Origin of the sequence: Psychroserpens sp. (assembly GCF_036960315.1) — a bacterium.
Taxonomy (GTDB): domain Bacteria; phylum Bacteroidota; class Bacteroidia; order Flavobacteriales; family Flavobacteriaceae; genus Psychroserpens.
Genome location: NZ_JBALVR010000002.1, coordinates 362,535 through 388,761 on the forward strand (window position 1 = coordinate 362,535; position 26,227 = coordinate 388,761).

25 protein-coding genes are annotated in these 26,227 nt (G+C 32.3%); 8 read left to right on the top strand and 17 right to left on the bottom strand.

Annotated elements, in window-relative coordinates; translation table 11 throughout:
- Nucleotides 1-4: 4 nt before the first annotated feature.
- Nucleotides 5-385 carry a hypothetical protein gene (locus V7719_RS05295; protein WP_335728832.1) on the top strand — a complete coding sequence of 127 codons (381 nt, stop codon included), beginning with the start codon at nucleotides 5-7 and terminating at the stop codon, nucleotides 383-385.
- Between the two features lie 131 nt (nucleotides 386-516).
- Here V7719_RS05295 and V7719_RS05300 read toward each other — a convergent pair whose 3' ends face one another.
- Entirely contained in the window at nucleotides 517-1,449 is a 933-nt protein-coding gene (locus tag V7719_RS05300) for a peptidylprolyl isomerase (protein ID WP_335728833.1), read from the bottom strand.
- Between the two features lie 147 nt (nucleotides 1,450-1,596).
- Here V7719_RS05300 and V7719_RS05305 point away from each other — a divergent pair, with 147 nt between their 5' ends.
- Nucleotides 1,597-2,058 (top strand): hypothetical protein, encoded by a 462-nt coding sequence (locus V7719_RS05305; protein WP_335728834.1) that lies wholly within the window; start codon nucleotides 1,597-1,599, stop codon nucleotides 2,056-2,058.
- A gap of 123 nt (nucleotides 2,059-2,181) precedes the next feature.
- Here the strand turns inward: V7719_RS05305 and V7719_RS05310 are convergent, their stop codons facing one another.
- Nucleotides 2,182-4,383 carry a RecQ family ATP-dependent DNA helicase gene (locus V7719_RS05310; RefSeq protein ID WP_335728835.1) on the bottom strand — a complete coding sequence of 734 codons (2,202 nt, stop codon included), beginning with the start codon at nucleotides 4,381-4,383 and terminating at the stop codon, nucleotides 2,182-2,184.
- Between the two features lie 86 nt (nucleotides 4,384-4,469).
- Here V7719_RS05310 and V7719_RS05315 point away from each other — a divergent pair, with 86 nt between their 5' ends.
- The 4 genes from V7719_RS05315 to lptB all read left to right on the top strand — a co-directional run bounded on the left by V7719_RS05315 (nucleotide 4,470) and on the right by lptB (nucleotide 7,428).
- Nucleotides 4,470-5,435, top strand: a complete 966-nt coding sequence (locus V7719_RS05315) for a KpsF/GutQ family sugar-phosphate isomerase (protein ID WP_335728836.1) — start codon at nucleotides 4,470-4,472, stop codon at nucleotides 5,433-5,435.
- Complete coding sequence (gene tatC, locus V7719_RS05320; protein ID WP_335728837.1) at nucleotides 5,435-6,262, top strand: twin-arginine translocase subunit TatC; 828 nt, start codon at nucleotides 5,435-5,437, stop codon at nucleotides 6,260-6,262. The genes V7719_RS05315 and tatC overlap by 1 nt, the downstream gene beginning before the upstream one ends.
- On the top strand, nucleotides 6,255-6,605 hold the full coding sequence (locus tag V7719_RS05325; RefSeq protein WP_335728838.1) for a carboxymuconolactone decarboxylase family protein: 351 nt from the start codon (nucleotides 6,255-6,257) through the stop codon (nucleotides 6,603-6,605). Before tatC ends, V7719_RS05325 begins: the two co-directional genes overlap by 8 nt.
- 79 nt (nucleotides 6,606-6,684) lie before the next feature.
- Nucleotides 6,685-7,428 carry an LPS export ABC transporter ATP-binding protein gene (gene lptB, locus V7719_RS05330; protein ID WP_335728839.1) on the top strand — a complete coding sequence of 248 codons (744 nt, stop codon included), beginning with the start codon at nucleotides 6,685-6,687 and terminating at the stop codon, nucleotides 7,426-7,428.
- 13 nt (nucleotides 7,429-7,441) lie between these two features.
- Here lptB and V7719_RS05335 read toward each other — a convergent pair whose 3' ends face one another.
- From V7719_RS05335 to V7719_RS05345, 3 genes are read right to left on the bottom strand one after another with little or no spacing between them, the layout of a single operon-like run.
- On the bottom strand, nucleotides 7,442-8,038 hold the full coding sequence (locus tag V7719_RS05335; RefSeq protein ID WP_335728840.1) for a hypothetical protein: 597 nt from the start codon (nucleotides 8,036-8,038) through the stop codon (nucleotides 7,442-7,444).
- A gap of 9 nt (nucleotides 8,039-8,047) precedes the next feature.
- Nucleotides 8,048-8,881, bottom strand: coding sequence for a TerC family protein (locus V7719_RS05340; protein ID WP_335728841.1), 834 nt, complete (start codon nucleotides 8,879-8,881; stop codon nucleotides 8,048-8,050).
- Between the two features lie 9 nt (nucleotides 8,882-8,890).
- Nucleotides 8,891-9,634, bottom strand: coding sequence for a CDP-alcohol phosphatidyltransferase family protein (locus V7719_RS05345; RefSeq protein ID WP_335728842.1), 744 nt, complete (start codon nucleotides 9,632-9,634; stop codon nucleotides 8,891-8,893).
- A gap of 200 nt (nucleotides 9,635-9,834) precedes the next feature.
- Between V7719_RS05345 and V7719_RS05350 the strand changes: the two genes are divergently transcribed.
- Both V7719_RS05350 and lnt read left to right on the top strand, forming a co-directional pair.
- Nucleotides 9,835-10,899 carry a PorV/PorQ family protein gene (locus V7719_RS05350; RefSeq protein WP_335728843.1) on the top strand — a complete coding sequence of 355 codons (1,065 nt, stop codon included), beginning with the start codon at nucleotides 9,835-9,837 and terminating at the stop codon, nucleotides 10,897-10,899.
- Nucleotides 10,900-11,047: 148 nt separating this feature from the next.
- Nucleotides 11,048-12,661 (top strand): apolipoprotein N-acyltransferase, encoded by a 1,614-nt coding sequence (lnt, locus tag V7719_RS05355; RefSeq protein ID WP_335728844.1) that lies wholly within the window; start codon nucleotides 11,048-11,050, stop codon nucleotides 12,659-12,661.
- Nucleotides 12,662-12,722: 61 nt separating this feature from the next.
- Here lnt and V7719_RS05360 read toward each other — a convergent pair whose 3' ends face one another.
- The 12 genes from V7719_RS05360 to V7719_RS05415 all read right to left on the bottom strand — a co-directional run bounded on the left by V7719_RS05360 (nucleotide 12,723) and on the right by V7719_RS05415 (nucleotide 26,226).
- Complete coding sequence (locus V7719_RS05360; RefSeq protein ID WP_335728845.1) at nucleotides 12,723-14,117, bottom strand: sugar transferase; 1,395 nt, start codon at nucleotides 14,115-14,117, stop codon at nucleotides 12,723-12,725.
- Nucleotides 14,118-14,163: 46 nt separating this feature from the next.
- Nucleotides 14,164-15,186 carry a glycosyltransferase family 4 protein gene (locus tag V7719_RS05365; RefSeq protein WP_335728846.1) on the bottom strand — a complete coding sequence of 341 codons (1,023 nt, stop codon included), beginning with the start codon at nucleotides 15,184-15,186 and terminating at the stop codon, nucleotides 14,164-14,166.
- Nucleotides 15,146-16,519, bottom strand: coding sequence for an O-antigen ligase family protein (locus V7719_RS05370; RefSeq protein ID WP_335728847.1), 1,374 nt, complete (start codon nucleotides 16,517-16,519; stop codon nucleotides 15,146-15,148). The genes V7719_RS05365 and V7719_RS05370 overlap by 41 nt, the downstream gene beginning before the upstream one ends.
- Before the next feature lie 10 nt (nucleotides 16,520-16,529).
- Nucleotides 16,530-17,657 (bottom strand): glycosyltransferase, encoded by a 1,128-nt coding sequence (locus tag V7719_RS05375; RefSeq protein WP_335728848.1) that lies wholly within the window; start codon nucleotides 17,655-17,657, stop codon nucleotides 16,530-16,532.
- Nucleotides 17,654-18,754 (bottom strand): glycosyltransferase family 4 protein, encoded by a 1,101-nt coding sequence (locus V7719_RS05380; RefSeq protein WP_335728849.1) that lies wholly within the window; start codon nucleotides 18,752-18,754, stop codon nucleotides 17,654-17,656. The genes V7719_RS05375 and V7719_RS05380 overlap by 4 nt, the downstream gene beginning before the upstream one ends.
- 5 nt (nucleotides 18,755-18,759) lie before the next feature.
- Complete coding sequence (locus V7719_RS05385; RefSeq protein WP_335728850.1) at nucleotides 18,760-20,100, bottom strand: glycosyltransferase family 2 protein; 1,341 nt, start codon at nucleotides 20,098-20,100, stop codon at nucleotides 18,760-18,762.
- Nucleotides 20,101-20,104: 4 nt separating this feature from the next.
- A complete protein-coding gene (locus V7719_RS05390) occupies nucleotides 20,105-20,824 on the bottom strand; it encodes a methyltransferase domain-containing protein (RefSeq protein ID WP_335728851.1) in 720 nt (239 codons plus the stop codon).
- Between the two features lie 102 nt (nucleotides 20,825-20,926).
- The gene (locus tag V7719_RS05395; RefSeq protein ID WP_335728852.1) at nucleotides 20,927-21,490 is read right to left on the bottom strand and encodes a class I SAM-dependent methyltransferase; all 564 of its coding nucleotides are present in this window, start codon (nucleotides 21,488-21,490) and stop codon (nucleotides 20,927-20,929) included.
- 179 nt (nucleotides 21,491-21,669) lie between these two features.
- On the bottom strand, nucleotides 21,670-22,845 hold the full coding sequence (locus tag V7719_RS05400) for a glycosyltransferase family 4 protein (protein WP_335728853.1): 1,176 nt from the start codon (nucleotides 22,843-22,845) through the stop codon (nucleotides 21,670-21,672).
- Nucleotides 22,842-23,768 (bottom strand): hypothetical protein, encoded by a 927-nt coding sequence (locus tag V7719_RS05405; protein WP_335728854.1) that lies wholly within the window; start codon nucleotides 23,766-23,768, stop codon nucleotides 22,842-22,844. The genes V7719_RS05400 and V7719_RS05405 overlap by 4 nt, the downstream gene beginning before the upstream one ends.
- The gene (locus tag V7719_RS05410) at nucleotides 23,769-25,205 is read right to left on the bottom strand and encodes an MBOAT family O-acyltransferase (RefSeq protein ID WP_335728855.1); all 1,437 of its coding nucleotides are present in this window, start codon (nucleotides 25,203-25,205) and stop codon (nucleotides 23,769-23,771) included.
- Nucleotides 25,206-25,236: 31 nt separating this feature from the next.
- Nucleotides 25,237-26,226, bottom strand: coding sequence for a hypothetical protein (locus V7719_RS05415; RefSeq protein WP_335728856.1), 990 nt, complete (start codon nucleotides 26,224-26,226; stop codon nucleotides 25,237-25,239).
- Between the last annotated feature and the right edge of the window lies 1 nt (nucleotide 26,227).

Genomic DNA, 26,227 nt, shown 5'->3' on the forward strand with positions numbered 1-26,227 from the left:
CACGATGAAAAAAGCACTTATTGGCATTACATTAGTTGTTGTATTATTTGGAATACTTTATGGAGGTTTGCATCTCTTTGGATGGCATATCTACAATACTCAGTCTTGCCAACGCTTTAATATTGACAATATTGAATTAAGAACTGGTGTGAATATTCCAGAAGTCACAACAACAGATTGTGAATGTAAAGACAATAAAAAAATCTCAAAATTTGTAATTGATACTGATAAAGTAGATGTAGACGATTATATTTCGAAGAATGACTTTACGTTAGTTGATGATTTGTATATTAAAGAGAACGACAACAAAAACTCAACCTATAAAGTAGTTTTTAATAAGAAAACTGCCGAGTTGATTGTAAATTTGACTTATAAGCATAATTAGAATTTCAGAAACATAATCGCATAAAAAAAGCACCAATAAAATTGGTGCTTTTTTATTTATATGAGATCCTGAAACAAGTTCAGGATAAGCGATTCACAAAAGTTTTTCAGAAAAAAAAGTTGGTTCTCCGCTTACTTTACATCCATCAATTCTACATCAAATACTAAAGTAGCATCTGGTGGAATTGTACCTCCAGCGCCAGCTGAACCGTAACCTAAGTCACTAGGAATGACCAAACGTGCTTTATCGCCTACGCTTAATAAACAAATCCCTTCATCCCAACCTGGAATCACCTGACCAACACCTACTTGAAAATCCAATGGTGCATTTCTTTTGTATGATGAATCAAAAACAGTTCCGTCAGCTAACTGACCTTTATAATGTACAGATACCATTTTACCAGCTTCTGCAGCTTTACCATTTCCTTTTTGAATAATCTGGTAGCGTAAACCACTTTTTGTTACTTCAAAACCAGCAGCCAATTTATCAAGTTCAACACTTGCAGCTTCTCGTTCTGCTTCAGCGCGTTTTTCTCTTGAGCCTTCAAATGTTCTAAATGCTTCTACTGCATTAAATTTCTCAGCTTCTGCTCCAACTTTTACAATTTCTAAAGTTTCGATGGCATCATCTTGAGCAATAGCATCAACAATATCTTGTCCTTCAATCACTTTTCCGAAAACTGTATGTTTATTGTCTAACCATGACGTTTCAATATGAGTGATAAAAAACTGACTTCCGTTAGTTCCTGGTCCTGCATTTGCCATAGACAATACACCTGGTCCATCGTGTTTTAAATCTGGATGAAATTCATCATCAAACTTATACCCTGGATTTCCAGTTCCTGTTCCTTGTGGACAACCACCTTGAACCATGAAATCTGGAATTACTCTATGAAATTTTAAACCATCATAATAAGGAGTTCCTTGTGGCTTCACTTCATTTTCTAAATTTCCTTCAGCTAAAGCTACAAAGTTACCTACTGTTCCTGGTGTTTTTTGAAATTCTAAAGCGACTAAAATCTCGCCTTTTGTCGTTTTAAATTTTGCGTATAAACCGTCTTGCATTGTGTTTGATTTTTATTGAGGTGCAAAGATATGAAACTCTAACAGAAGAGTGAAGTTTGATTTGGAATTTGACACTTAGACTTCTCTCAGAGCACAAATTTTGGAATTGCTTGTAATTACTTTAGATTTGTCAAAAATAATAATCACATGAGTTTTATTACCAAATTAAAATCTGCTCTCGGAAATTCTAAATCAACTGAAACGATAACTACTTCAGATACCATTGAAGCTATCATAAATGATATAGAACATGAACCATTCGCTATTTCTGATGAAAATGTACTGTATGCTGGATTAAATGAACTTGGTGGCTATTTCTTTTTTCAAACGGTTATCGTTGGAATGTTTAAAGTGAAAACCAAAAAAGGTGGACAGTTAACTATGGCTGGTGAAAATTTCGAACTAATATTAGAATCCGACTCTATTGAATTTGAATCTGATTCCACTGATATAAAAGGTCGAAGTATCACAAAAATTGATTTTCAAATAGAAGGTGAAGACGTCGCAAAAATCACTAAATCACAAATTGGCGAATTGGTATTATCCTGTAAATCACATGAAATTTCTTTTGCTATAGCTGAAGGCAATGAAGAAGATGAAGAAGAATAGCTTCCCTTTTATACCAACTTAGTATAAAAAAAAATCACACAAAGCCCCACAGAAAAGTACAAAGCCTCACAAAGAGATTTATCAAAAAAGCAACTGCTAATAGAGGTGACTGTCTATTGTAAATTAATTCGCCACCTCACTAATAAACTTAATACGATATAAGCGGAGTTCCTCGTCATCGTAGTCACCATCAAATTCTTCGATAGCCACATCTATTTTATCAGTTTCTGCTTCCATAAAATACTCATAGATTTCTTCCTGTTGGTCTTCATCTAAAATGTCGTCTAGCCAATAATTGATATTCAATTTAGTACCAGAAAACACAATAGCTTCCATTTCCTTGATAAAATCGGACATAGTCATCCCTTTAGAAGATGAGATATCTGTTAGTGGTAATTTTCGATCGACGTTTTGAATGATGTACAACTTTATTGCAGAATTAGAGCCCGTACTTTTTACAACGAAATCATCAGGTCTTACAATGTCATTATCTTCGACATATTGAGAAATTAAAGCAATAAAATCTTTACCGTATTTTTTAGCTTTCCCGTCACCAACACCATGAACATTACTCATTTCTTCAATCGTGATAGGATATTTAAGTGCCATATCTTCTAATGAAGGATCTTGAAAAATCACAAATGGTGGCACACCTAAACTCTTAGCATTTCGCTTTCGTTGGTCTTTCAGCATTTTCATTAAGATTTCGTCAGCGACACCTCCTCCACCTTTAGCTGCGGTGACAATACCATCATCACTCTCTCGATCAAAGACATGATCTTCGGTCATCATAAATGATTTTGGCGATTTCATATATGCTCGTCCTTCCTCAGATAATCTTAAAACACCATAAGTTTCAATATCTTTTTTAAGATATCCTGCAACCAATACCTGACGTATTAATGCCATCCAGTAGCGTCTGTCTTGATGTTCTCCTATTCCGAAGAATGGTTGCATATCTGTTTTATGAGAAGAAATAAGTGCATTTATTTGACCTATTATCACTTGTACCAAGTCTTTAGACTTATATTTTTCATTTGTTTTATCAACAGTCTCTAGTAAAGTAACCACATCATCTTTGGCTTCATTTTGCTTTTTAGGGTAACGAACATTATCATCCATATCACCTCCTTCTCCAGTAGCATTGTCAAACTCTTCACCAAAATAATGTAAAATAAATTTTCGTCTTGAAATTGATGTCTCAGCAAAGGCAACTACTTCTTGCAATAAGGCATGACCAATCTCTTGTTCAGCAACTGGTTTTCCAGACATGAATTTTTCTAATTTTTCAATGTCTTTATAAGCGTAATAGGCTAAACAATGTCCTTCGCCTCCATCTCGTCCTGCACGTCCGGTTTCTTGATAATAACTTTCAATACTTTTCGGAATATCATGATGAACCACAAACCGTACATCAGGTTTGTCAATTCCCATTCCGAAGGCAATCGTCGCAACTACAACATCGCAATCTTCCATCAAGAACATATCTTGATGCCTGACTCTGGTTTTAGGATCTAAACCTGCGTGATACGGAACAGCTTTCACACCATTAACTTGTAACACTTGTGCTAACTCTTCAACACGTTTTCTACTTAAACAATAGACAATTCCTGATTTGCCTTCGTTCTTTTTAACAAAACGAATAATATCGGCATCTACATTTTTGGTTTTTGGGCGTATTTCGTAATATAAGTTTGGTCTATTAAATGACGCTTTAAAGGTAGTAGCATTTTGAATATCTAAACTCTTTAAAATATCTTCTTGCACCTTGGGTGTAGCAGTAGCTGTCAAACCAATAATTGGAATATTGTCTCCAATACGTTTTATAATATGACGTAAATTTCTATACTCTGGTCTAAAATCATGTCCCCATTCACTAATACAATGTGCTTCATCTACTGCCATAAATGAAATGGTTACCGACCTTAAAAACTCAACATGTTCTTCTTTGGTTAAGGATTCTGGAGCTACATAAAGTAACTTCGTCACGCCATTAACGATATCTTCTTTAACACGTTTGACTTCTGTCTTATTAAGTGAAGAATTCAAAACATGTGCAACACCTTCCTCATCTGAGACGCCTCTAATAGCATCTACTTGATTTTTCATTAAGGCAATTAATGGTGACACAATAATTGCTGTGCCCTCTTCAATTAATGCCGGAAGTTGATAACATAAAGACTTTCCGCCTCCTGTTGGCATAATAACAAATACATCCTCACCTGCAACAACGCTTTTAATAACACTTTCCTGAAGTCCTTTGAATTGTGAAAAACCAAAGTATTGTTTTAGTGCAGAATGTATATCAATTTCTTTTATACTCATTAATCCCTATTAGTATTTTTGATACATTTGCATTAACCTAAAGATAACAATTTCTTTAGACCCATCAAACTCAAAAAAAATTAATTTTGAATAGTAATCAATCTATCTTAAAAACCGCTAGAAAAACTATTGATTTAGAGCGTGATGCCATTGCAAATTTAAGTCATTTATTAACCGATGACTTTGCAAATGCAGTGACTTTAATCTATAATTCTAAAGGTCGCGTAATCATTACTGGTATAGGTAAAAGTGCAATTATAGCGAATAAAATTGTAGCAACTTTAAATTCTACTGGAACACCTTCTGTATTTATGCATGCTGCAGATGCCATTCATGGCGATTTAGGCTTAATTTTAGAAGACGACGTTGTCATTTGTATTTCTAAAAGCGGAAATACGCCAGAAATTAAAGTTCTGGTCCCTTTGATTAAAAATGCAAAGAATAAAATGATAGCGATTACTGGAAATGAAAAATCATTTTTAGCGCAACAAGCCGATTTTATTCTGAATGCTTATGTCGAACAAGAGGCTTGTCCTAATAATTTGGCACCAACAACAAGTACAACAGCACAATTGGTGATGGGAGATGCTTTAGCGGTTTGCCTATTAGAACTCCGTGGATTTTCTAGTAAGGACTTTGCAAAATACCATCCAGGTGGTGCTCTAGGAAAACGACTCTATTTGCGTGTTAGTGATTTGTCTTCTGTAAACGAAAAGCCGAAAGTAGAATTAACAACAAGCGCTAAAAATGTTATTGTTGAAATAACAGAAAAAATGCTTGGTGTTACTGCTGTAGTTCACAACGATAAAATTGAAGGTATTATTACCGATGGTGATTTGAGGCGTATGTTGACAAAAAGTGATGAGTTTCTTCATCTAACAGCGAAAGATATAATGAGTAGCAACCCAAAACGTATCGATGAAGATGCTATGGCAATAGATGCTATGGAACTTATGGAAACGAATGGTATTTCACAATTACTTGTAGAAAAAAACGGCATATATGCAGGTGTTATTCACCTACATGACTTAATTAAAGAAGGTATTATATAATGACAAAAAACAATACCGATGAGATGTCATTTCTAGATCATCTCGAAGACTTAAGATGGCATTTAATAAGAATCACACTTTCTGTACTTATATGTGCTACAGTTGCATTTGTATTCAGTAGAGCTATTTTTAAGTATATCATTTTCGCACCCAAACAAATGGATTTTCCAACCTATAAATGGTTGTGTAAAGCTTCAGAATTTATTGGAATAAATGATACCACTTTTTGTGCTACGGAATTCCCATTCATTATCCAAAGTAGAGAAATGTCGGCTCAATTTTCAGCTGATATCTGGACCTCAATTTTCGCAGGTTTTATAATAGCATTTCCATATGTAATCTATCAATTTTGGAGTTTCATAAGCCCAGGAATGCATTCCAAAGAACGAAAACATTCTAGAGGATTTATCATTATCACTTCACTTTTGTTTTTTATAGGTGTTCTTTTTGGATACTATATTGTCACCCCGTTGTCTATCAACTTTTTGGCTAACTATAGTGTGAGTCCAGAAATTTCAAACGAATTTGATATTAGCTCTTATATTTCATTAATTAGGTCTTCTGCTCTAGCTTCAGGATTTGTATTTGAGCTTCCTATCATCATTTATTTTTTAACTAAAATAGGATTGGTGACTCCTCAAATTATGAGAAAGTACCGAAAATTTGCTTTGGTGATCGTATTAATACTTTCTGCAATTATAACACCTCCAGATTTGGCGAGTCAAGTTATCGTTGCAATCCCAATTTTAATTTTATATCAAGTGAGTATTTATATCTCTAAAGTGGTTGTAAAAAACCAAAATAAAAAACAAAAAGCCCATGTCTGATATCGTTTCTGAATTTAATACCTATCGTTCTAAAATGAACGATGCTATTCTAGCTGATAATAACAAAGTTATCAAGCGTATATTTAATCTTGATACTAATGCGTTTAAAGAGGGAGCACTTGATAAAAAAACCAAAGAACTTTTAGGTTTGGTAGCTTCCACAGTATTACGCTGTGATGATTGTGTGAAATATCATTTGGAATCCAGCCATAAAGCAGGTTTAAACAAGGAAGAAGTTTTAGAAGCCTTAAGCATAGCAACACTTGTTGGTGGTACAATTGTGATACCGCATTTACGTAAAGCCTACGAATACTGGGATGCTTTAGAAAATAACACCAATTAAGTCTCAATATAATTGAGATGACCGTTAAACTTATAATAAACTAAAAGCAAGTCTTTTTGAATTTGCTATTTTAGCAACCATGAAAACACTAAGAGCCGAAAATTTAATGAAGTCCTACAGCGGACGAAAAGTGGTTAAAGACGTTTCTCTTGAAGTAAAGCAAGGGGAAATCGTTGGATTACTTGGTCCAAATGGCGCAGGTAAAACCACATCATTCTACATGATTGTTGGTCTCATTAAACCTAATGGCGGAAACATTTTTCTTGAAGGCACAAACATTACCAATTATCCAATGTATAAGCGTGCTCAAAACGGAATTGGCTATCTAGCACAAGAAGCCTCAGTATTTAGGAAATTGAGTATTGAAGATAATATCTTGAGTGTACTTCAAATGACTAAACTCAGCAAAAAAGAACAACACCTTAAAATGGAATCTTTGATTGAGGAGTTTAGCTTAGGACATATTCGTAAAAGTAGAGGTGATTTATTATCGGGTGGTGAGCGTCGACGTACTGAAATTGCGCGTGCTCTTGCTACAGATCCTGATTTTATATTACTAGATGAACCTTTTGCTGGTGTAGATCCCGTGGCTGTTGAAGATATCCAACGGATTATCGCACAATTGACCAAAAAGAATATCGGAATTCTAATTACAGATCACAACGTACAAGAAACCTTAGCTATTACAGATAGAACCTATTTAATGTTTGAAGGTAGTATTCTTAAAGCTGGTAAACCAGAAGAACTTGCCAATGATGAGATGGTTCGTAAAGTCTATTTAGGTCAGAACTTCGAGTTGCGTAAAAAGAAGCTAGAGTTTTAGATACTAATTTGAATTATCCTCTTCGTCTCTCCAATAACACCATCATCATGAACCCTAAGATGATACGTTCGTCATCATCATTATCTATAGGCTTCAATTTTGAAAGTTTAAATTTTCTTCCAAAGAAAGACGGTTCTTTTTTAAGCTGGCAAATATCTTCTCCCTTTAAATTGGTGACGGAATAACTCGGATTAAACAAGTATCCTGTAAATCCGCCAAGAATAGGAATATTTCCTAAAACACCATCCAATACCTTCACCCAAGCATTATCTTCTCTAATATGATATTGCGTTTTTTGATGCTGATCTATCAGTTCGTAATGTGCTTTCCATATAGAAGCCCAACCTTTTCTAGCAATTTTACCAATCTCTTTTCCTTGAGCATCTTTAAAACTGTATGCTGCTGAAAAATCAATCCACTTATCGGCTTTAATACTATGTGTTAGATTACTTTTAGACTCGTTATCGTAAATGCTGATATCTTCTTTGAGCTTAAACATTTTTTGTCTCACATAAGCAACAGTCCTACCTGTAGCATCTTTTGCAGAAAAATCATTAGACATAGTAGTCACATTAAATGTGAAGCTTATTGGGAAATTTAGGTCTTTCATAGATGTCGTTTAAGCGTTTTCGTCTTTAATTTCTGTATCTGATTTGGCACTTTCTTGTTGGGCAATTAATCGCTTTTGGTAGCGACCTTGAACAATATCAGTGATTACTAAAATCGAAATCACAAAATAGAAGGTTGTTTTACTCATAGGAACAATTTCATTTCCGAAGATTTTTAAATGCGCCAAATGCCCACCTTCAGTAACCAACATAATACCTACAATAAATAAAATAAATAGCCCTAATACTTCATACATGCGGTTTTTTGCTAAAAATGTTGAAATTTTATCAGCCAATAAAAGCATGAACAAACCACTCGCAACAATAGCAATAGCCATCACAATAAAGGCTGTGGTAGAATTTTCTATATCACTTGTTAAACCAATTGCTGCCAATATAGAATCGAATGAAAACACCAAATTCATTATCACAATACTAGTAATCACTGCATTAGCAGATTTCCTGCTTTTTTGGTCTCCATCTACCCCATCATTCAAATCATGTTTTCCAATCATATGCCAAATTTCCTTAATCGCTGTATAGATAATAAAAGCTCCACCAGCCAACACGATTAAACTATGACCATTAAAGGCAAAACCTAAAACATTATCAATATGTCCAGTTAAAAAAGAAAATGGCTCTTGAAAAAAGTCAATAATAGAAACCAATACAAATAGCAATACTATTCTTAGGACAATAGCTATCAAAATTCCAACTTTTCGAACCCGTTTTTGATCATCTATAGGTGCTTTCTTAGATTCTAAAGAAATATAAAGCAGATTATCAAATCCTAAAACAGCTTGCAATAGCACAAGCATTAATAGTGTGAAAATGACTTCTAACATAATGTTATTTTATTTTTTAATTAGGGAAAGAATGATGTATAATAAAATGATTAATGGGATTGCCATAAAATGGAAAACAGCCAACAATACAATAGTTAGAATAATGAGCAAGTATCTAAACTTGTTATTGGTAACACTATAATCTTTAAATTTTAAAGCGAATAATTTAATATTAGAATTCAATAAATAGCAACTCAGTAGTGTGAACGCAATTAAAAACCATTGATTTAATATGAGATTGGTTGCAAAACTGCTATTCTGAAATTCAATAATTAAAGGCAAGGACAATACTAATAAGGTATTAGCCGGTGTTGGCAATCCTTTAAAGTAGGTTTGCTGGTCTTCATCAATATTAAATTTCGCTAAGCGATATGCAGATGCTAATGTGATAAACAATCCGATAAGTGCTATTGGCGCAATATTTAATTCATCAAAACTGAAATTCGCATTCCATTCATTCTGAGTGACGATTTCTGGAGCATTAACACTCATTGAAATCAATTTGTACATGACAATTCCTGGCACCAAGCCACTAGTCACCATATCTGCTAGAGAATCTAATTGAACACCTAACGGACTTTGGACATTGAGTTTTCTTGCTAATAATCCGTCGAAGAAATCAAAGAAAATTCCTAGAAACACAAAAACCGAAGCAGCAATAAAATTGTTATGAACTGCAAAAATAACGGCAATACTTCCGCAGAGTAAATTAAGTAAGGTTATAAAATTTGGGATGTACTTGTTTATTGACATGCATAAGATTTATGTAAAAATAGCAAACTATTTTCGACTAAACCATTTATTGATTGAATTTACAGAAGAAGAAAATATGGACGTTTTATTGCTGAAGATTTGATTAATAAATGGTTTCACACAAAACAAAGACAATATCTACTGCTTTTTGAAGTTTATAGATGAAAATAATGTGCATCTTTGTAAAAAAAATTTTGCTGTTGAAAAAGTACCTATTCGTTGCTACGACTTTGATTACATTTTTATGCACTGCCCAAACTAAATATTCTAACGAATTTTTGAATATTGGCGTAGATGCGGCAGCTCTTGGCATGAGTAATAGTGTGGTTTCTCATACTGCAGATGTGAATTCTGGATATTGGAATCCTGCTGGATTAGTCAATCTTGAAGACAACCAATTAGCACTACTACATTCTAATTATTTCGCCAATATTGCGAGTTACAATTACATCGCTTTTGCAAAACCTCTTGATGACAGAAGTGCCATTGCCTTATCATTAATTAGGTTTGGTGTTGATGATATATTGGATACTACACAATTAATTGATGACCAAGGTAATATCAACTATGATCGTGTGAGCCTTTTCTCTACAGCAGATTATGCATTTACGTTTTCTTACGCTAGAAAGCTACCTCTCGACGGACTTAGTTATGGTGTGAACGCCAAAGTCGTACGTCGTATCATTGGAGATTTTGCAAATTCTTGGGGATTTGGTCTGGATGCAGGTATTCAGTTTGAATCTAAAAACGACTGGAAGTTTGGTATCATGGCAAGAGACATTACCACAACGTTTAATGCCTGGTCTTTTGATGAAGACAAACTAGCTGATATTCAAAATGCTATTGAAGGTCAAAATCAAACAGTACCAGAGCAAACTGAACTTACCATTCCTAAGTTGCAAATAGGAATGTCTAAAAAGTTTATTTTTCATTACGATTATTCACTATTAGCATCAGTAGATCTTAATGTGAGATTTGAAGAAAACAATGATGTTATCTCTACATCTTTTGCAAGTGTAAATCCTGCTTTAGGATTCGAATTTGGTTATACCGATCTCGTGTTTTTAAGAGCTGGTGTTGGTAATTTTCAAAATGAATTACAGCTTGACAATTCTGATGACTTATCATTTCAGCCTAGTTTAGGACTTGGTTTTAAATACAGAGGTATTCAAATAGACTATGCTTTTACAGATATTGGAGACCAAAGTGTAGCTTTATACTCCAATGTATTTTCATTAAAACTCGATTTTAGTATCTTTAGATAGTGAATAGAATTATATACTAATTTATACATAAAATAACACCTAAAAATCGATTCTTATTAGCTGTAACTTTGTTAAAAACTAAAACCTTAACTTCGGCTATGCTTTAAATTTTATGCCTAGTTCCAACTAAAAATAATACAAATTTTCTATGCGTTCCTCTAAATTTAAATTGGCATTACTCTCATTAATTTCAGGAATATTACTCGCTTTAGGATGGCCAACTTATGGATTTCCAGCCTTATTGTTTATCGCCTTTGTGCCTTTACTTTTAGCCGAACAACAATTGCGATTACCTGAAATTAAACGCAAAGGTCTCAAGATATTTGGCCTCTCCTACCTCACCTTTTTCATTTGGAATATTACAACCACCAATTGGTTACAATTTGCTGATTTATTTGGGGCTGGCTTTGCCATTTTTGTGAACTCAGCTTTAATGGCAACACTAATTTTAGTCTACCATAAATACGCGAAACGAAAATCTCAAAACAGAGCATTGTTGTTTTTGGTCACACTTTGGATAAGTTTTGAAAAGCTACATCTTGGCTGGGAATTTTCTTGGCCTTGGCTTAATCTAGGCAATGGCTTTTCAGAATATATAACATGGATTCAATGGTATGAATACACAGGGACTTTTGGAGGTACATTATGGGTTTGGATTTTAAATGTTTTGATATTTAAAGGTGTCCTCTCTTATCAAAAAGAAAAATCTAAAGGGATTTTAAAATCTTTAGTACTGAAATGTACCGGATTGATTATTATTCCTATTCTCATTTCATTAGTGATTTATAATACCTATTCGCATGAAGGCGAAAAGGTAAATGTGATTGCGTTGCAACCTAATATTGATCCGTATTCTGACAAATACAATATGACCAATATGAAGTTTGCAGAGTTGTTTTTTGAATTATCGAACTCAAAAATCACAGATTCTACAGATTTCATAATTGCTCCCGAAACTTTTTTTGCTGAAAGCACACGTCTCCCAAAATTCGAGAATTCGCTTCTAAGACATACCTTAAAACAATATGTCAATGAGCATCCCAATGTGAACCTATTGACAGGAATATCATTCATTGATTGGTTTCATGACAAGTCAAAAATTAAAAAAGAAACCAATACCTATAAATTAAGACCAGATACCTGGTATGATGATTATAATTCTGCTATTCTCATAAACACGTCAGATTCAATACAGCAATACAACAAATCTAAATTGGTTGTTGGCATTGAAAATTTTCCGTACCAAGATATTTTAAAACCAATTATTGGTGACGCACTTATCGATCTTGGAGGTACTGTTGCTATGAAAACCACTCAAAAAGACAGAGCAGTACTTACCTCCTCAAATTCAAAATTCAAGGCAGCTCCTATTATTTGCTACGAATCTGTTTATGGTGAATTTGTTGCTGGTTATGTGAGAAATGGTGCTAATTTCTTAACTATAATCACCAATGATGCTTGGTGGAATGAAACTCAAGGCCACAAGCAACATTTAAGCTACGCTAGATTGAGAGCTATAGAAACACGTCGTGATATTGCCAGAAGTGCCAATACAGGTATTTCGGCGATTATAAATGCCAAAGGTGAAATAACTAATAGTATAGCTTATGGTGAAAAAGGTGCGTTATCAGGACAATTGACGACTAATGATCGTATCACTTTTTACGTAAAGGCTGGCGACTATATAGCGAGAATAAGTATTTTTGTTATGCTTTTTGTTTTCTTGATAGGATTCTTCCGAAGAAAAAAAGAGACATTTTAGTAGCACCTTTCTATTCACTTATTGAAGTGATAAGCAATCTCCTAGACTGAAAACTAAGTAACTACTGTCCTCTATAATATAAAACTGTACTAAAGGTTTTTACAACGATATTGATATCTAGAAACACACTTCTGTGTTTGATATAATACAAGTCATACTGCAGTTTTGTTAAGCTATCATCTACAGACGAACCATATCGCGTATTTACTTGAGCCCAACCAGTAAGTCCGGGTTTAACAATGTGTCGTGTTTCATAAAACGGAATGACACGAGACAGTTCGTTAACAAAAAACGGTCGTTCGGGACGTGGACCAATAATACTCATGTCTCCAATAAGAACATTGAGAAATTGAGGAATTTCATCCAATCTAGAACGCCTAAGAAACTTTCCGAACTTTGTGATTCTAACATCATCTTTTTGAGCCCACTTGGCAACACCTGTCTCAGCATTTACAATCATACTTCTGAGCTTGACAATTTGAAATAAGTTTCCGTTTTGACCAACGCGTTCTTGAAAATAGAATAGAGGTCCCTTATTGGCAATTGTGTTTCCTAGAGCGATAATAGGCAATATACATAGACCAAAAAGTAAGCCTATAACTGAAAATATTATATCAAAAGCTCTTTGAAAAAAGAGATATAATGTATTTTGATTACTTCGACTGAATGGAAAATATTTATAAAAATCTTTACCAATAAACTGAATTGGCACACGATACGTAATTTCTTCAAAAACCTGTGTGTACTCTCGAATGGTAAAACCTTGATCTAATAGCGTGATAAGATCATGATAAATATCGGTAGTAATAGTTTCAGAACTATAGCTAGCAACCAATATTTCAGAAATTTTCTCTTCTTTAATAACTTTCATTAAATCGGCAGATTCAAATTCTTTCAAACCTTTAAACTTAATAGGTGACTCTACTTCAGACTCTGAATTTATAAATCCAACTATTTTATAATTAGGATCAGACTGATTTAGCGGCTTAACAATGTTTTCAATATTTGAAATCTCTCCAACCAATAGTACTCTTTTATAAAATCTTGGCGTAGAAACAAAAGCAATATAAGCCCATCTCCATAGAAAAATCATTACGATTATCATCAAGTAGAAATATACAATTTCAAGTCTCTGGGCTGGTAAAAAAGGCGTTAATACTGGCGTTAACATATAAAACAACACTGTAGTGGATGCTGTAAATACTATATTTCTAAACGTTGTATCAAGTTTACTAGATTTCTGAAGATTATATATTTCAAAAACAGTTCCGAAAATAGTAATGTAAACTACTAAAACTATAATGTAACTTATATTCTCTTGATTTATCTTGAGGTAATCATAACCCAGAAAATTCTCTAAAAAATAAAGCCCTAATAAGACAACGCATATATCCAGAATACGTAAGAGTATCTTTCGTTCTGATATTTCAAAATGTATATCTTTTTTACGACTCATTGGCTTGGTTAGGGTCTCGTGTAAATATAACAAGTTAAGTTAAATTTCAACCATGTTCTTTGTCCAAGATTTTAAACCAAAGCTTTTTGATATTTTTCCAATCAAATTGCTCTGCTCTCAATCTTGCATTTTTTATAATCTCTTGACGTTTTGATTTGTTATTTAACACATAAATGATTGCCTTAACCATCTTATCCACATCCTTTGGCTCAACCAGAATACCGTCCTTACCGTTATTTATTAAAAATGGCATTCCACCTACATTAGTTGAGACTATAGGTAAACCTAAAGCCATTCCTTCAATAACACTTACTGGTGTATTATCAAAATTAGTGGTATTAATAAAGATATTATAATCTTTTGAAAGACTAATCCATTCTTTTTTGGTTAGTTTTCCCGTAAATTTCACATTGAGATTATATTTTTTTGCTAATGTTTCCACCTGTTTTAGACTGCCATCACTATCTGGGCCAACCATGCACAACTCTGCATCTGGATATGACGTTTTTAAAGACTTTAAAACTTTAACTGCTAGTTGCGGATTGTATATTTTTGAAAACGAACGTACCCACAAAAGTTTTGGAGATGAAAACTCTTTTTCAATAAGCACATAATTTTCAATCTCCAAGGTATTAGGAACGTGAACAATATTATTATAGCCATATTGTTCAAAATTATGTTTTAAATATTTAGACGGAGACACATTAGAAATTGAATTTTTAAATACCAAGGCACTCATCTTAGGATGCGCTTTTAATCTTGCTGGAAGATTCCCACCATTAAGACTGCAGATATAATCCACTTTAAATAACCTACATAATTGACTTATAATAAATGCATAATAAAAATTGTGAGTACTATAGGTATCAATAATCACAACATCTACCGTTCTAGAATATTTAAAAAAGGTAAATATCATATCTAATAAACGCAACACCTTATTAGTCTTGGTTGATGCATAATACAACTGATAACCTTCTCCTTCTAATAACCTACCAAGGATATGTATTGAAGAAAGATTACTTGTTTTATTTTGTAATTTGTTTCCTATGTACAGGATTCTTTTCATTGGTAACATTTAGTAAACATAATGCATAAATAAACGATGGCGCTGCTATTCTCATACCTGAGTGATTTATAGTAGCAAACCAGAATCCTAAAAATGCATAAAAGAAAATGTTCTTTTTATTTCTTGATCGATATGAAATAGGTGTAAAAACAAGTATCATAAGAATTATGATTCCCAAAACCCCATGCTCTGATAATAGACGACCAATTTCATTATGCGAAGGTAAATGACGTCCATATTTTTCAACACGTTTATTTTTAACTCGACTGGCTCCAATTCCTAAAAATGGGCTTTCTAAAAAGCCATCAATTTCTTCCACAAATAAATGCCATCGTCCTGTAGTAATATCTTTCTTTTCTCTACCTAAATGATCTTTATTTACATAACGCATTTCTATCAATCCATCTGTTTGATTTGAACTTATACCCCAAACTATAATCAAAGCAAATCCTAATAAAAGTGATACTTGTACTAATTGACTCGCCTGCTTTTTAGAAGATCTATAAAAAACCGCACTTAAAAATATCAGCACTGTTATGACCGCAGCAACTACACCTCCACGACTAAATGTAACTAAAGCCCTAAAACTCATCGCACCTAAAATGATCAAATTCAAAATTTTAATGCGTATTGAATATGACTGCAAAAATAGTCGAACAATTATCACAAAAATACCTAAGCCCAAAATAGTAGCAACTTGATTTGGGCCAAACCCACCAGATGCAGCACTATTAGAAGCCGTACCCGACAAAAGCCCCTTAAGACTTGGCGTGTACAAAAATAAATATGTTGTAGTGGTTATACAGGGCAATAATATATAAAACAAAATATCAAGCACTTGTTTTTGAGTAATTTTTCGATCGAAACAAAACAAACTAGCTATGCCTAAACACACAGGTCCACTTAAAACAAATGCTACATTAGTTCTAAATCGAGCTCCATATGTTAAGGTTATCGAGGCAACTATAATTGCTGGAACCAATAGAATTAAAAAAACAAAATAAGGATAACTTTTACCGGATATACCTTTATAGAATATCCCTATTGTTGTAAAAATTATTACCAGATATTTAGAGGCTTCATAAGACAATCCGCTTTTTGTCATCCTGAACAAAACCTCAATTCCAGTAAAATAGGCGCAAGCCAAAAGTATCTCTATCGTTTTATCCTCCTTAGAAGAAAAGAGAATTCTGAATAGAAAAAAAACTAATATAAAAACAAAATAAATTTTATTCAAAAAATCAAATTCATATAACAGTATACCGAGAACAATATGAAATAGTACAAATAACACATAGTTATCGGTAGAATATATTTTTGATTTAATTGCCAAGTTCGTAGCTTTATTTTAAGATGTGATTTTTAATTCGATTGTTGTAATATTCAAATGTAAACTTATAAATAAGTTCCTTTCTAGCTCTCAACAATTTGTAAAACTCTTTTTTTGATAAATTCAATACTATTTTCAATTCTTTATTTAAATTATTAATTGTAAGTGAATCTAAAACGATTCCATTCTTTCCATGTTCTACATATTGAGCAATTGAAGACACATTCGACACTAAAGGAATACAACCAAAATTTATAGCCTCTGCAATGACTTTAGGAAAACCTTCTGAAGCTGAAGAAGGTAACAAAAATACATTAGACTTTTTATACACATCGAACACCTGATTCCTTGGTAAGAATCCATTAAAATGAAATTTTACACCAGAATTCTCAGTTAATTTTATAAAGTATTGTTTTTCTTCCCCATCACCAACAAAATGGACTTCTTTAATTTTATTCTTGTCATTTTCTTCTAAATTTATAAACGCTTTTATTATTCGTTCAACTCCTTTTTGACGTTCCAGTCTTCCAACAAAACAAAATATCAACTTATTCTCAAAGCTTTTATACTTTATAGCTAAATCACCTTCAATCAAATCTTTAGCACTTAAGCAAGGATTCTCAAAAGTAATACAATGTTTAGGTTGATTTTCCCACTGCCCATTTATTGTTACTTTTCGACGCTGTTTTTTAAGCATAAATCGTTGTATGGCATAACCTAATGGAGGTTGACTTTGATTCCAGTTACCTGCATATTTAAACCAACCTTTCTTTTTAACGAAAAAAGTTAGATAAGGAATAAGAAATACCCCAATTCCTGTTGGAGCACGTAATTGAAACACATCAATTTTTTTTAATGTACTTGCGACAATACTTATAATTTTTGGTGCATTTCTAATACTATTTAATTTACTCGAAATAGATTTTCCTCCAACTGCTGGAATTGGCACAAATGTTATTCTATCAGAGGCATAAGGCAAAGCGCTGGGGGGTGCAACTTTATCATATAACATTGCAATATGATAAATTTCATCAAATACATTTAACAGATGATTAATCTCTGTAACAGTGGGGCCCCAACCTACTATACTGCCATCTGAAGCTCTATAATGTTCGGTATGTGAAATGATAGCTAATTTCATGACATGATAATATTTATATAGCGCTGGATTATAATTTGCCAAGTATGTTTACAGGCCCAATGATTTGCCGCAGTAGAATACATACTTTCATTTCGTAATATTTCATCGATACCATTTAAAAAGGCTTCCGTATTCGTAGGGTCTATTAAAATTCCAGACTTATAATTATCAATGGCATCTTCAATCCCACAATTAATAGCTCCAATTGCTGGAATATTCAAATAATTGGCTTCTAAAATAGCAATCCCAAAGCCTTCCACGTCTCCCTCTTTTGTAACAGCGCTTAACATCACGAATATATTACATGAATTCAGATGAACTTGTAACTCTTCTTGTTTTAGCCGACCATGAAATGTTATATGTTGATCAACTTTCAATTCTCTCGCTACTTTAATAAACGCTTTGGCCATCGTAGGCAGTCCAACACAATGATAATGAATATCCGGGTATTTATTAATCAAAGCCGGTAAATGTTTAATCACATTTAACTGACCTTTACGCTCAGTTACGTTACCAACGGTTATCAATTTTGGACGTCCTATTAATTCGATTGTTTTAGATAAATTTGAGTCGAATTTCTCCATATCAAAGCCATTAGGAATCACTACACTGTTTTTAAGAAATCGCTTTTTTAGTAATGATTTCGTATGATTAGAAACAGCAATAAGATGAGAATAACGTTTTAAAGAGGCATTCACTAATAGCCTTAAAACCCTATTAGAGAAATTCACTTCTGTGCCATGAAGCACTGCGACATACTTTCTAGTATAGAACAAACTACCAAATGCAACTATCCATAAAGAATATTTACCTGATGCAATAATAATATCTGTACTTTTTATATTTTTAAAAAGTAATTCGATGCGTTTTAAATACATAATCCATCTCATTTGATTTATGTTTACACGATGTACATTAAAACTTAAAATTGAATCAAAAGAATGTTCTATTTCTGGGTCTTTGTCACGTTGATCTGTAATAACATCAACCTGAAAATCATTGAGCTGTAAATATTTAGAAAGGTTATAGGCATGATCTCCAATACCGCCAGGTAATGGCGGAAATTCAGAAGTTACTATTAGTACGCGTCTATTCACAGCTTTCAATTTAAATTATCAATTAAAGCACCTTGTTTTAATTTTATACTTGACAATCGCCATGATTTATAGACTTGAAATAAAATTATTGGGATTAAAAAAAAAGACAGGAACAAACCCAATACTTGCAAAAACTTATTTTTCTTAAATTGATATGGCATTATCGAAAACGGAATTGTTTTAAAAAGGGCTCTTTTAGCATTATTATTACCGAAATATTTTCTAAAAAGATACAAAACGCTTGGTATAGGTCTTGGGTCCAACCATTTTCTATTTCTAAAAGCATCCCAACTTCCCATTTCACGGAGTCCTCCCGTTCCGACTTTTAAATGTAAACGCTTGGCATAAGGATTTGAAATATTTAAAAAACCATTTAAATAAGCTCTTAATCCAAACTCACTATCACCCATTCGTTGCTTCTCAAATTGCCTATCAAATAAGCCTATATGTTCAAAAACTTCTTTTTTAATTAATACATTGCCCGTATCCAATTGATCACTAACTCTAAAAAAAGAATAATGAGCCGGAATTTTGCCTCCGACTTTAGAAATAGAAACTCCTGAAGATAAATCGGCATTAAAAAAATCGAGACACTTCAAATGATTAGTTATCCAATCAGAATCAATTAAGGAATCATCATCGAAGAGCAAAAGGTAATTACCTTTTGAAGATTTTATAGCTTCATTCCTAGCTTTCCATAGCGCTTTTTCTTCTTGATACCAAAAATGTAAATCTAAATTCCAACCTTTATAAAAATCTTTATTAAACGCTTCAGTTTGATCTACAACTATTACCTCAAAATTTTTATAGTTCTGCTGCTCTAAATTTCCAAGAACGTCTTTTAAATATTGGTAGCGATTAAGTGTGGGAATAATTACAGAAACCATTGGGTCAGAATTAATTAAATCGCTTTGAAAACTTTCATAATCTGAATATTTAAAATGACTATTTGCAAAATTTTCCTGAGTGGTTTTATTCGTTTTTATTAAAGCTTTGATTTCATTTATTGGATTTTTAAACGTTAGAATACGAACTAAAAACACATAATAAACCCAAGCCTTATTAAAGTTTTTTCTAATAAAATGATATTCATCTGACAAAGGTAAATTCGTATTCTTCCATACAAATACACCAGTTCCATTATTAGAATTAATATATCCCATTTGAAATGCGCGCCATGCTAAATCGTAGGTTTTTGATTCTTGAGATAAGTAATTAGAATCTTCTTCAAGTTTAAATCCTTTATAACAAATATCCTCAAATGTAGGAAAGTAGTAGAAATCTTTTTTAGGCTCAAGATTAAAGTACCATATTGGTCTAATATACTTTAAAAATTTAAAAACCATATGTTTATTTATAAGCAATAGCTATTAAATGTGCAGTCCCATTTGCTGTTTCCTCGATACCTTTTGATTCAAATCTATTTACAATATTTCCAAATATTGACTTTACCAACCTCCATGGTTTCTTTATTTTAAAACTTTTTAATCCCCAAACTCTATGCTTGCCAGTCTTAACCGCATATTTAACTGAAACCCTATCGAAATGTCTTTCTAGTAACTCCTGAAGTTGTTGTCTTGTATAGTGTCTTTTATGATCGGGATTATAATTTGGTGGTACATTCTTAATATAGTCTCCATTAGGAGTTGTAAAATAAGCCCACCCGTTTTTATTAATAACATTTGAAACATTCTTAATAAAGATATCATCTTCTTCAACATGTTCTATAACTTCTACGCACACTACAGCATTAAATGAAGCATCTGATAGTGTAGATTTAGTCATATCCTCAATAATTATATTATTTATATTGCTACGCACTTTTTTAACCTTGTCAAGTAAATCAGTTGTGAAACCAAGATTTAGTTTCTCTTGTACATTGTTTTCTTGCGGTACATCAAGGAGTGTAATCTCTGCAGGGACATTTACCGTATATGGCGACTTTCGACCTCCCACATCTAGAATAGAAAAATCATTATTATTTTGCTTGGTTTTTTTTACTAATCTTACAATATCTTTTTGAGCAGTAACCAATAATACTGGCATAATAGGTAAAGTAAACCAGCGCATAAACTCGTATTTTGTCATTACTCTTTTCGAATTATAAGTTTGGATTGAAATATAATAAAATTTGAATCATAAGTAACTAAAAAAAAATAGAATTCATTTACATTATTTAGTAAAATTCCAAACTACATGATCCTTCTTAAGTCCAAATTTATCAAGGTCAGTTGTTTTTAATTTATTTGCTAAAAGAGTTTTCGTCGAGAAACCAGAGCTCTCAAAGCGCTCATAATAATCAAACCCACAACTTCGACAATGATCATAATGTCCATGTATCTTTTCATAATCTTTGTAGTCTATCGATTCATCTTCCAAGGTCTTAATATTATTTTCAGGGAAGATTGGTACACTCACCAAAGCATTACCATTAGGCTTTAACAACCTATAGACTTCATTAATTGCTTTGGTATCATTTGGTATATGCTCAAAAACATGCCAAGCAATAACCAAATCATAAGTGTCGCTTTTAATATTTGTTTTTGTTAAATCTTGATTTAAATTGATGTGATCGAATTTTTTAATATTTAATCGATCATAATTTGACATTTTAGTAACATGTTTTCTAAAATAGTTAAACTCATTAATATTAGGAGCAATATGAAGTATTTTACGATCTTGACTTTCCAAATCAAAATAATTTAATGAAAATAAGAGTAAACGAATTCTCGACACTGAATTACATTTTGGACATTTTTGATTTAAGAATAATTGCCCTTTCCAACCACAAATTTCACACAAAACATTAATTCCTTTATATTTAATTGAATTATACTGCCCAATAATCTTGTTTTTTCCTTTTAAAAAAAATCTCTTTGGGTGCCTTATAAGTTTTCTGAAATTCATATATAATTTTAGAAATTTTGATTATAAAAAAATTTAAATTGTTCTTGCTGAGCCAATAAATTGAATTCATTACAAACTCTTAATTGAGCATTTAAACTTACAACCTCTTTTGTCTCTTTTGGTAAATTTAAAACTTTTGAAATAGTCTTTGCTAATGTCTCAGGTTGTTTTCGTGGCACTATCCATCCAGTGCTTTCATTCAATACATTTTCTGGTAGTGCACCGCCATTAGACACAATACATAATAACCCCATAGCTTGTGCCTCTAGAACAGCATTACAGAATCCCTCAGACTCGCTATATTGCAAATAATAATTGGAGTCATTAAAATATTTAATAACATCAGAATGGGATTTTTTACCTACTAGTTTAATATATTTAGATAATTCTAATTTTTTAATTAAAGCTTCTAATTCATTTCGTTCTGGTCCATCTCCAATAATAGTATATTTAAATTTAATTCCATTGTTTTTTATTATGTGTAAAGCTTCGAGAGTATCCTTAAGCCCTTTTATCCAATGAAGTCTTGCAACCGTTAAAAATTGAATCTTTTCAAATGATTTTACAGTTTCATTTTTAAACCTGAAGTGATCAATAGCCGGTCTAATTATTTTGTGTGGAGTATTTTGAGGTAGCTTTAACTTATAAGCTAATTGCAATAAATAGTTAGATATTGAATGTACCTGATCAACATTTTTCCATACATTCAAATAATAATCTTCGTCTTCTCTCGGACTTAGTACTAAATCATATCCTCTAAAACTTACTGCCATTTTAGCACCAATAGTCTTAGGAACATGTTCGGTTTGAATGGCTAATGTTGTGAATCCAAAATGCACCCAATCTAAGTGTGACTTTAATAGATGATGATTATTATAAAGGTTTTTCACTATTTGGACCCAAGGTCTGTTTATCTCACGTTCAAGTTTTACGAATTTCAAAAACCGTTTTGGGAAACGGATTAAAAAAACAATCAAAATATAGCATACTTTTAAAAACTGCCAAACAAAATTATTTGCTGATACTTTGGGCGCCTCAACAACCTGGCAAACAGAAAACTTAGATTCATTTTTTTGAACAAACAATATTACTTCAAAACCACTATTCATTAAACCTTTTATCTTCGATATGAAAAAAGTTTCTGAATAACTCGGTGCCACAGAAAGAACAATTCCTACTTTCAAAGCTTTTCCTTTTTAATGAGTTCGGCAATAATTTTTGAAACCTCTTGACCAGACTCATAATTGAGGTGATGTCCATCAGTATATTCATAATTATTACGTGATGGCATTAGGTTAATATAAGGCGTATTTAACATTCGACTTAATTCCATTATATCTGAATCAAATCTGGGCATCAAACTATTCTCTATCTGCAACATGTCATCATTTACAGGCAATCTTATCAAATATACTGATCCATGCTCATGCAAGAATTGAATAGTTTTTATTAAAAAAGCCATTCTTACATTTGATTTTCCTTCATATTCATTCCTGATATTCTTATAACTTTTAACAGTACTTTTAATTCTGCTAGTTGTTCTTTCTAGACTATCTTTTAATTTCACTTCAAACCAGCCATCGCTATGTACAAATAATGTTTCGCCGTGATAATTTTTTCCTTTTTTAGTCAAGATTTCAACATTCCTACCATTGTAATAATTTAACAAATACGTTAGATTAGGATTAGAGTTCGGGTTTTTAACTTTGCCTAAAAAAGAATCCTGCTCCTCAAAATATGTTGAATCCAACTCCTCTCCTTTCTGTTTGCTAATGCTCCATGGATTAACTTCTACGAGAAATATACTATTTGAAGTATTGGGATCTAATTTTTTTTGAATACTACTTAGGTATGGTTTTCCATAGGGCGTATGAACTCGTGAAAACGCATAATTATAAATGGACAAATTAGAAATCAAATTATTAATTACTTTGGGCTGAATACCTTGAGCAGCTCTTGATGACCCTATAATAAGAGCATTTTGTTTTTTTGTTGTAAACTTAGTATAAAAAGCATCCGTATGACCATCTGCTTGGCAGAGAATAATGAATCCACTAACTATTAATATGATTAAAAACAAAACAATATGTAATAAGAAACGTTTCATTTAAAATTGAAAATAAATAAATTCTTGTTCTTTTCCTCCATATAAAAATATAGTCATCGCAATTAAATAATAAATAAACAATCTAATAATACGGGGAAATCTAAACCATAAAGTCTGGATCGCATACAATTGTCGTCTACCAGCCCATTCAATCAAAATAAATATGAAAATTAATACAAATAGAAATGTTGGTCTAATTTCTGGAATATTGAAAAAAGAAACATCTACTATACGCGATAGGTATTGGGTAGCATGACTTACGGAGTCTGCTCTAAAGAAAACCCAAGCGATTACAGTTATTATAAATGTAAATAACATTCCAAAACACTCTTTTAAATTCGGAAAAACCTTAAACTCAGCAACAACATTGGTATGCACTCTATTCCTTTTAATAATTAATAAGGGTAAAAAATATAAGGCATTTAATCCTCCCCAAACTATAAATGTCCAATTAGCACCATGCCAAAATCCGCTTACTAAAAAGATGATGAATACATTTCTAATTTGATTCCAGATTGACCCTCGTGAGCCTCCTAAGGGTATATAAACATAATCTCTAAACCAAGTAGATAAGGATATATGCCAACGCCTCCAAAACTCAGCTATATCTCTTGAAAAATACGGGAACGCAAAATTTTGCTTCAAATTAAAACCGAATAACCGTGACGTACCTATTGCGATATCACTATAGCCAGAAAAGTCTCCATAAATTTGAAAGGCAAAAAAGACAGCTCCTAAAAACAAAGTACTCGCCCCATAATCCGTATAGTTGTCAAATATGGTGTTCACGAAGTAGGCACAATTATCTGCTATTACTATTTTTTTAAACAAACCCCACAAAATTTGTCTTAGGCCGTCAACAGCATTGTTATATTTAAACTCACGTTTTTTATAAAACTGAGGTAATAAATTCGTAGCACGCTCTATTGGTCCTGCAACCAATTGTGGAAAGAAGCTCACAAAAGCACCAAAAGCAACAAAATCGCTAGTAGGTTTTAATTTTCGCTTATAAATATCAATAGTATAACTTAAGGTCTGAAACGTATAAAAACTAATCCCAACGGGTAATATTATATATAATGTATTGGGTTGAATTTCATTTCCGAAAAACGAAAACGCTTCGACAAAATTATCAACGAAAAAGTTGTAATATTTAAAAAACCCTAAGAATCCAATATTCACAAGTATACTAGTCCACAGCAACAGTTTTCGCTTAGACTGATCTTCAGATTTCGCCAATTGCAAACCAATTAAATAATCAATAACTGTGCTAAATGTAATCAACGCAAGAAATCGATAATCCCACCAACCATAGAAAACGTAACTCGAAACTAGAATTAATATATTCTGAATTTTCAGGTTTCTTTGCGTCACAAACCAATACAATACGAATACTATTGGTAAAAAAACGGCAAAATCTAAGGAGTTAAATAACATACGTTATTGATTAAATTATACGATATACCCACTAGTTGGATTTATCAAAAATATATTCTTTTAAATCATTGCCTAGTTTTTCACTAAACAATTTCGACCCTTTAGCATTTAAATGCTGACTATTATAAAACAAACTTTGATCATAACACAATGAATCCCGAGAGTAATCTAAAAATGGAATTTGATGTGTCTTCGAGATCTTGGTATAGGTATTCATTAACTCAACTCTATTTTTAACAAATTCTTGCCCTTCTATATATTCAGGACTATAAATCATGATTACTTTGATATCTAGTTCTCTGCACTCCTTTAGAAATTGATTCATTAAATCTACATAAGGTTGATGTTTAATTACTTCATAGTGCACCATTTTAGACTTAGCCTTTTCAAAATCTACTGTCCAAGTCCTTCCTACGGCTCGATACCCTTTTCGTCTAAAATTAGAATCCCCAAACGGACGACTTTTATCTCTTATCGCTTCCCGTAAATCTTCAGTTTTTCCATAATACCTATACAAAGGTAAATTATAATCTAACCAACTAAAACCTTTATATTTGGAAGTATATTGACGGATTTCTGCATTTAGAATAAATGGGGAGAATTGTTTAGAATTATAAAAATCATCATTAATATTCAACGCGTAAATATCTTCATATTTAGTTAGCGTAAATACATCAAGGGATAAAAGTATAAATTTAGGTTTTGGGTTATTTTTTAAAAGCAATTTATGTCTTAAATGTTGAAACCAAAAAAAATGCCCATCAATGCCAAAATTATAAGCTGTCATTCCTAAACTATCTTCAATTAAAGCAGGATCGAAATGCACCCACGCTCGCGAAGACCCATAAATATAGATATCTTCTGAGATATCTCCTTCTAAAATCTGATTCCAAATGTATGTTTCACCCTGAGCATAACGATCTGATGTTCTTAGTCCTTCAGATATTAAATAATCTGTCACAAAGGACACCAATAAAACTGCAAGAAGGAATATAAGTATTTTTTTAAAGAATAATCGCATT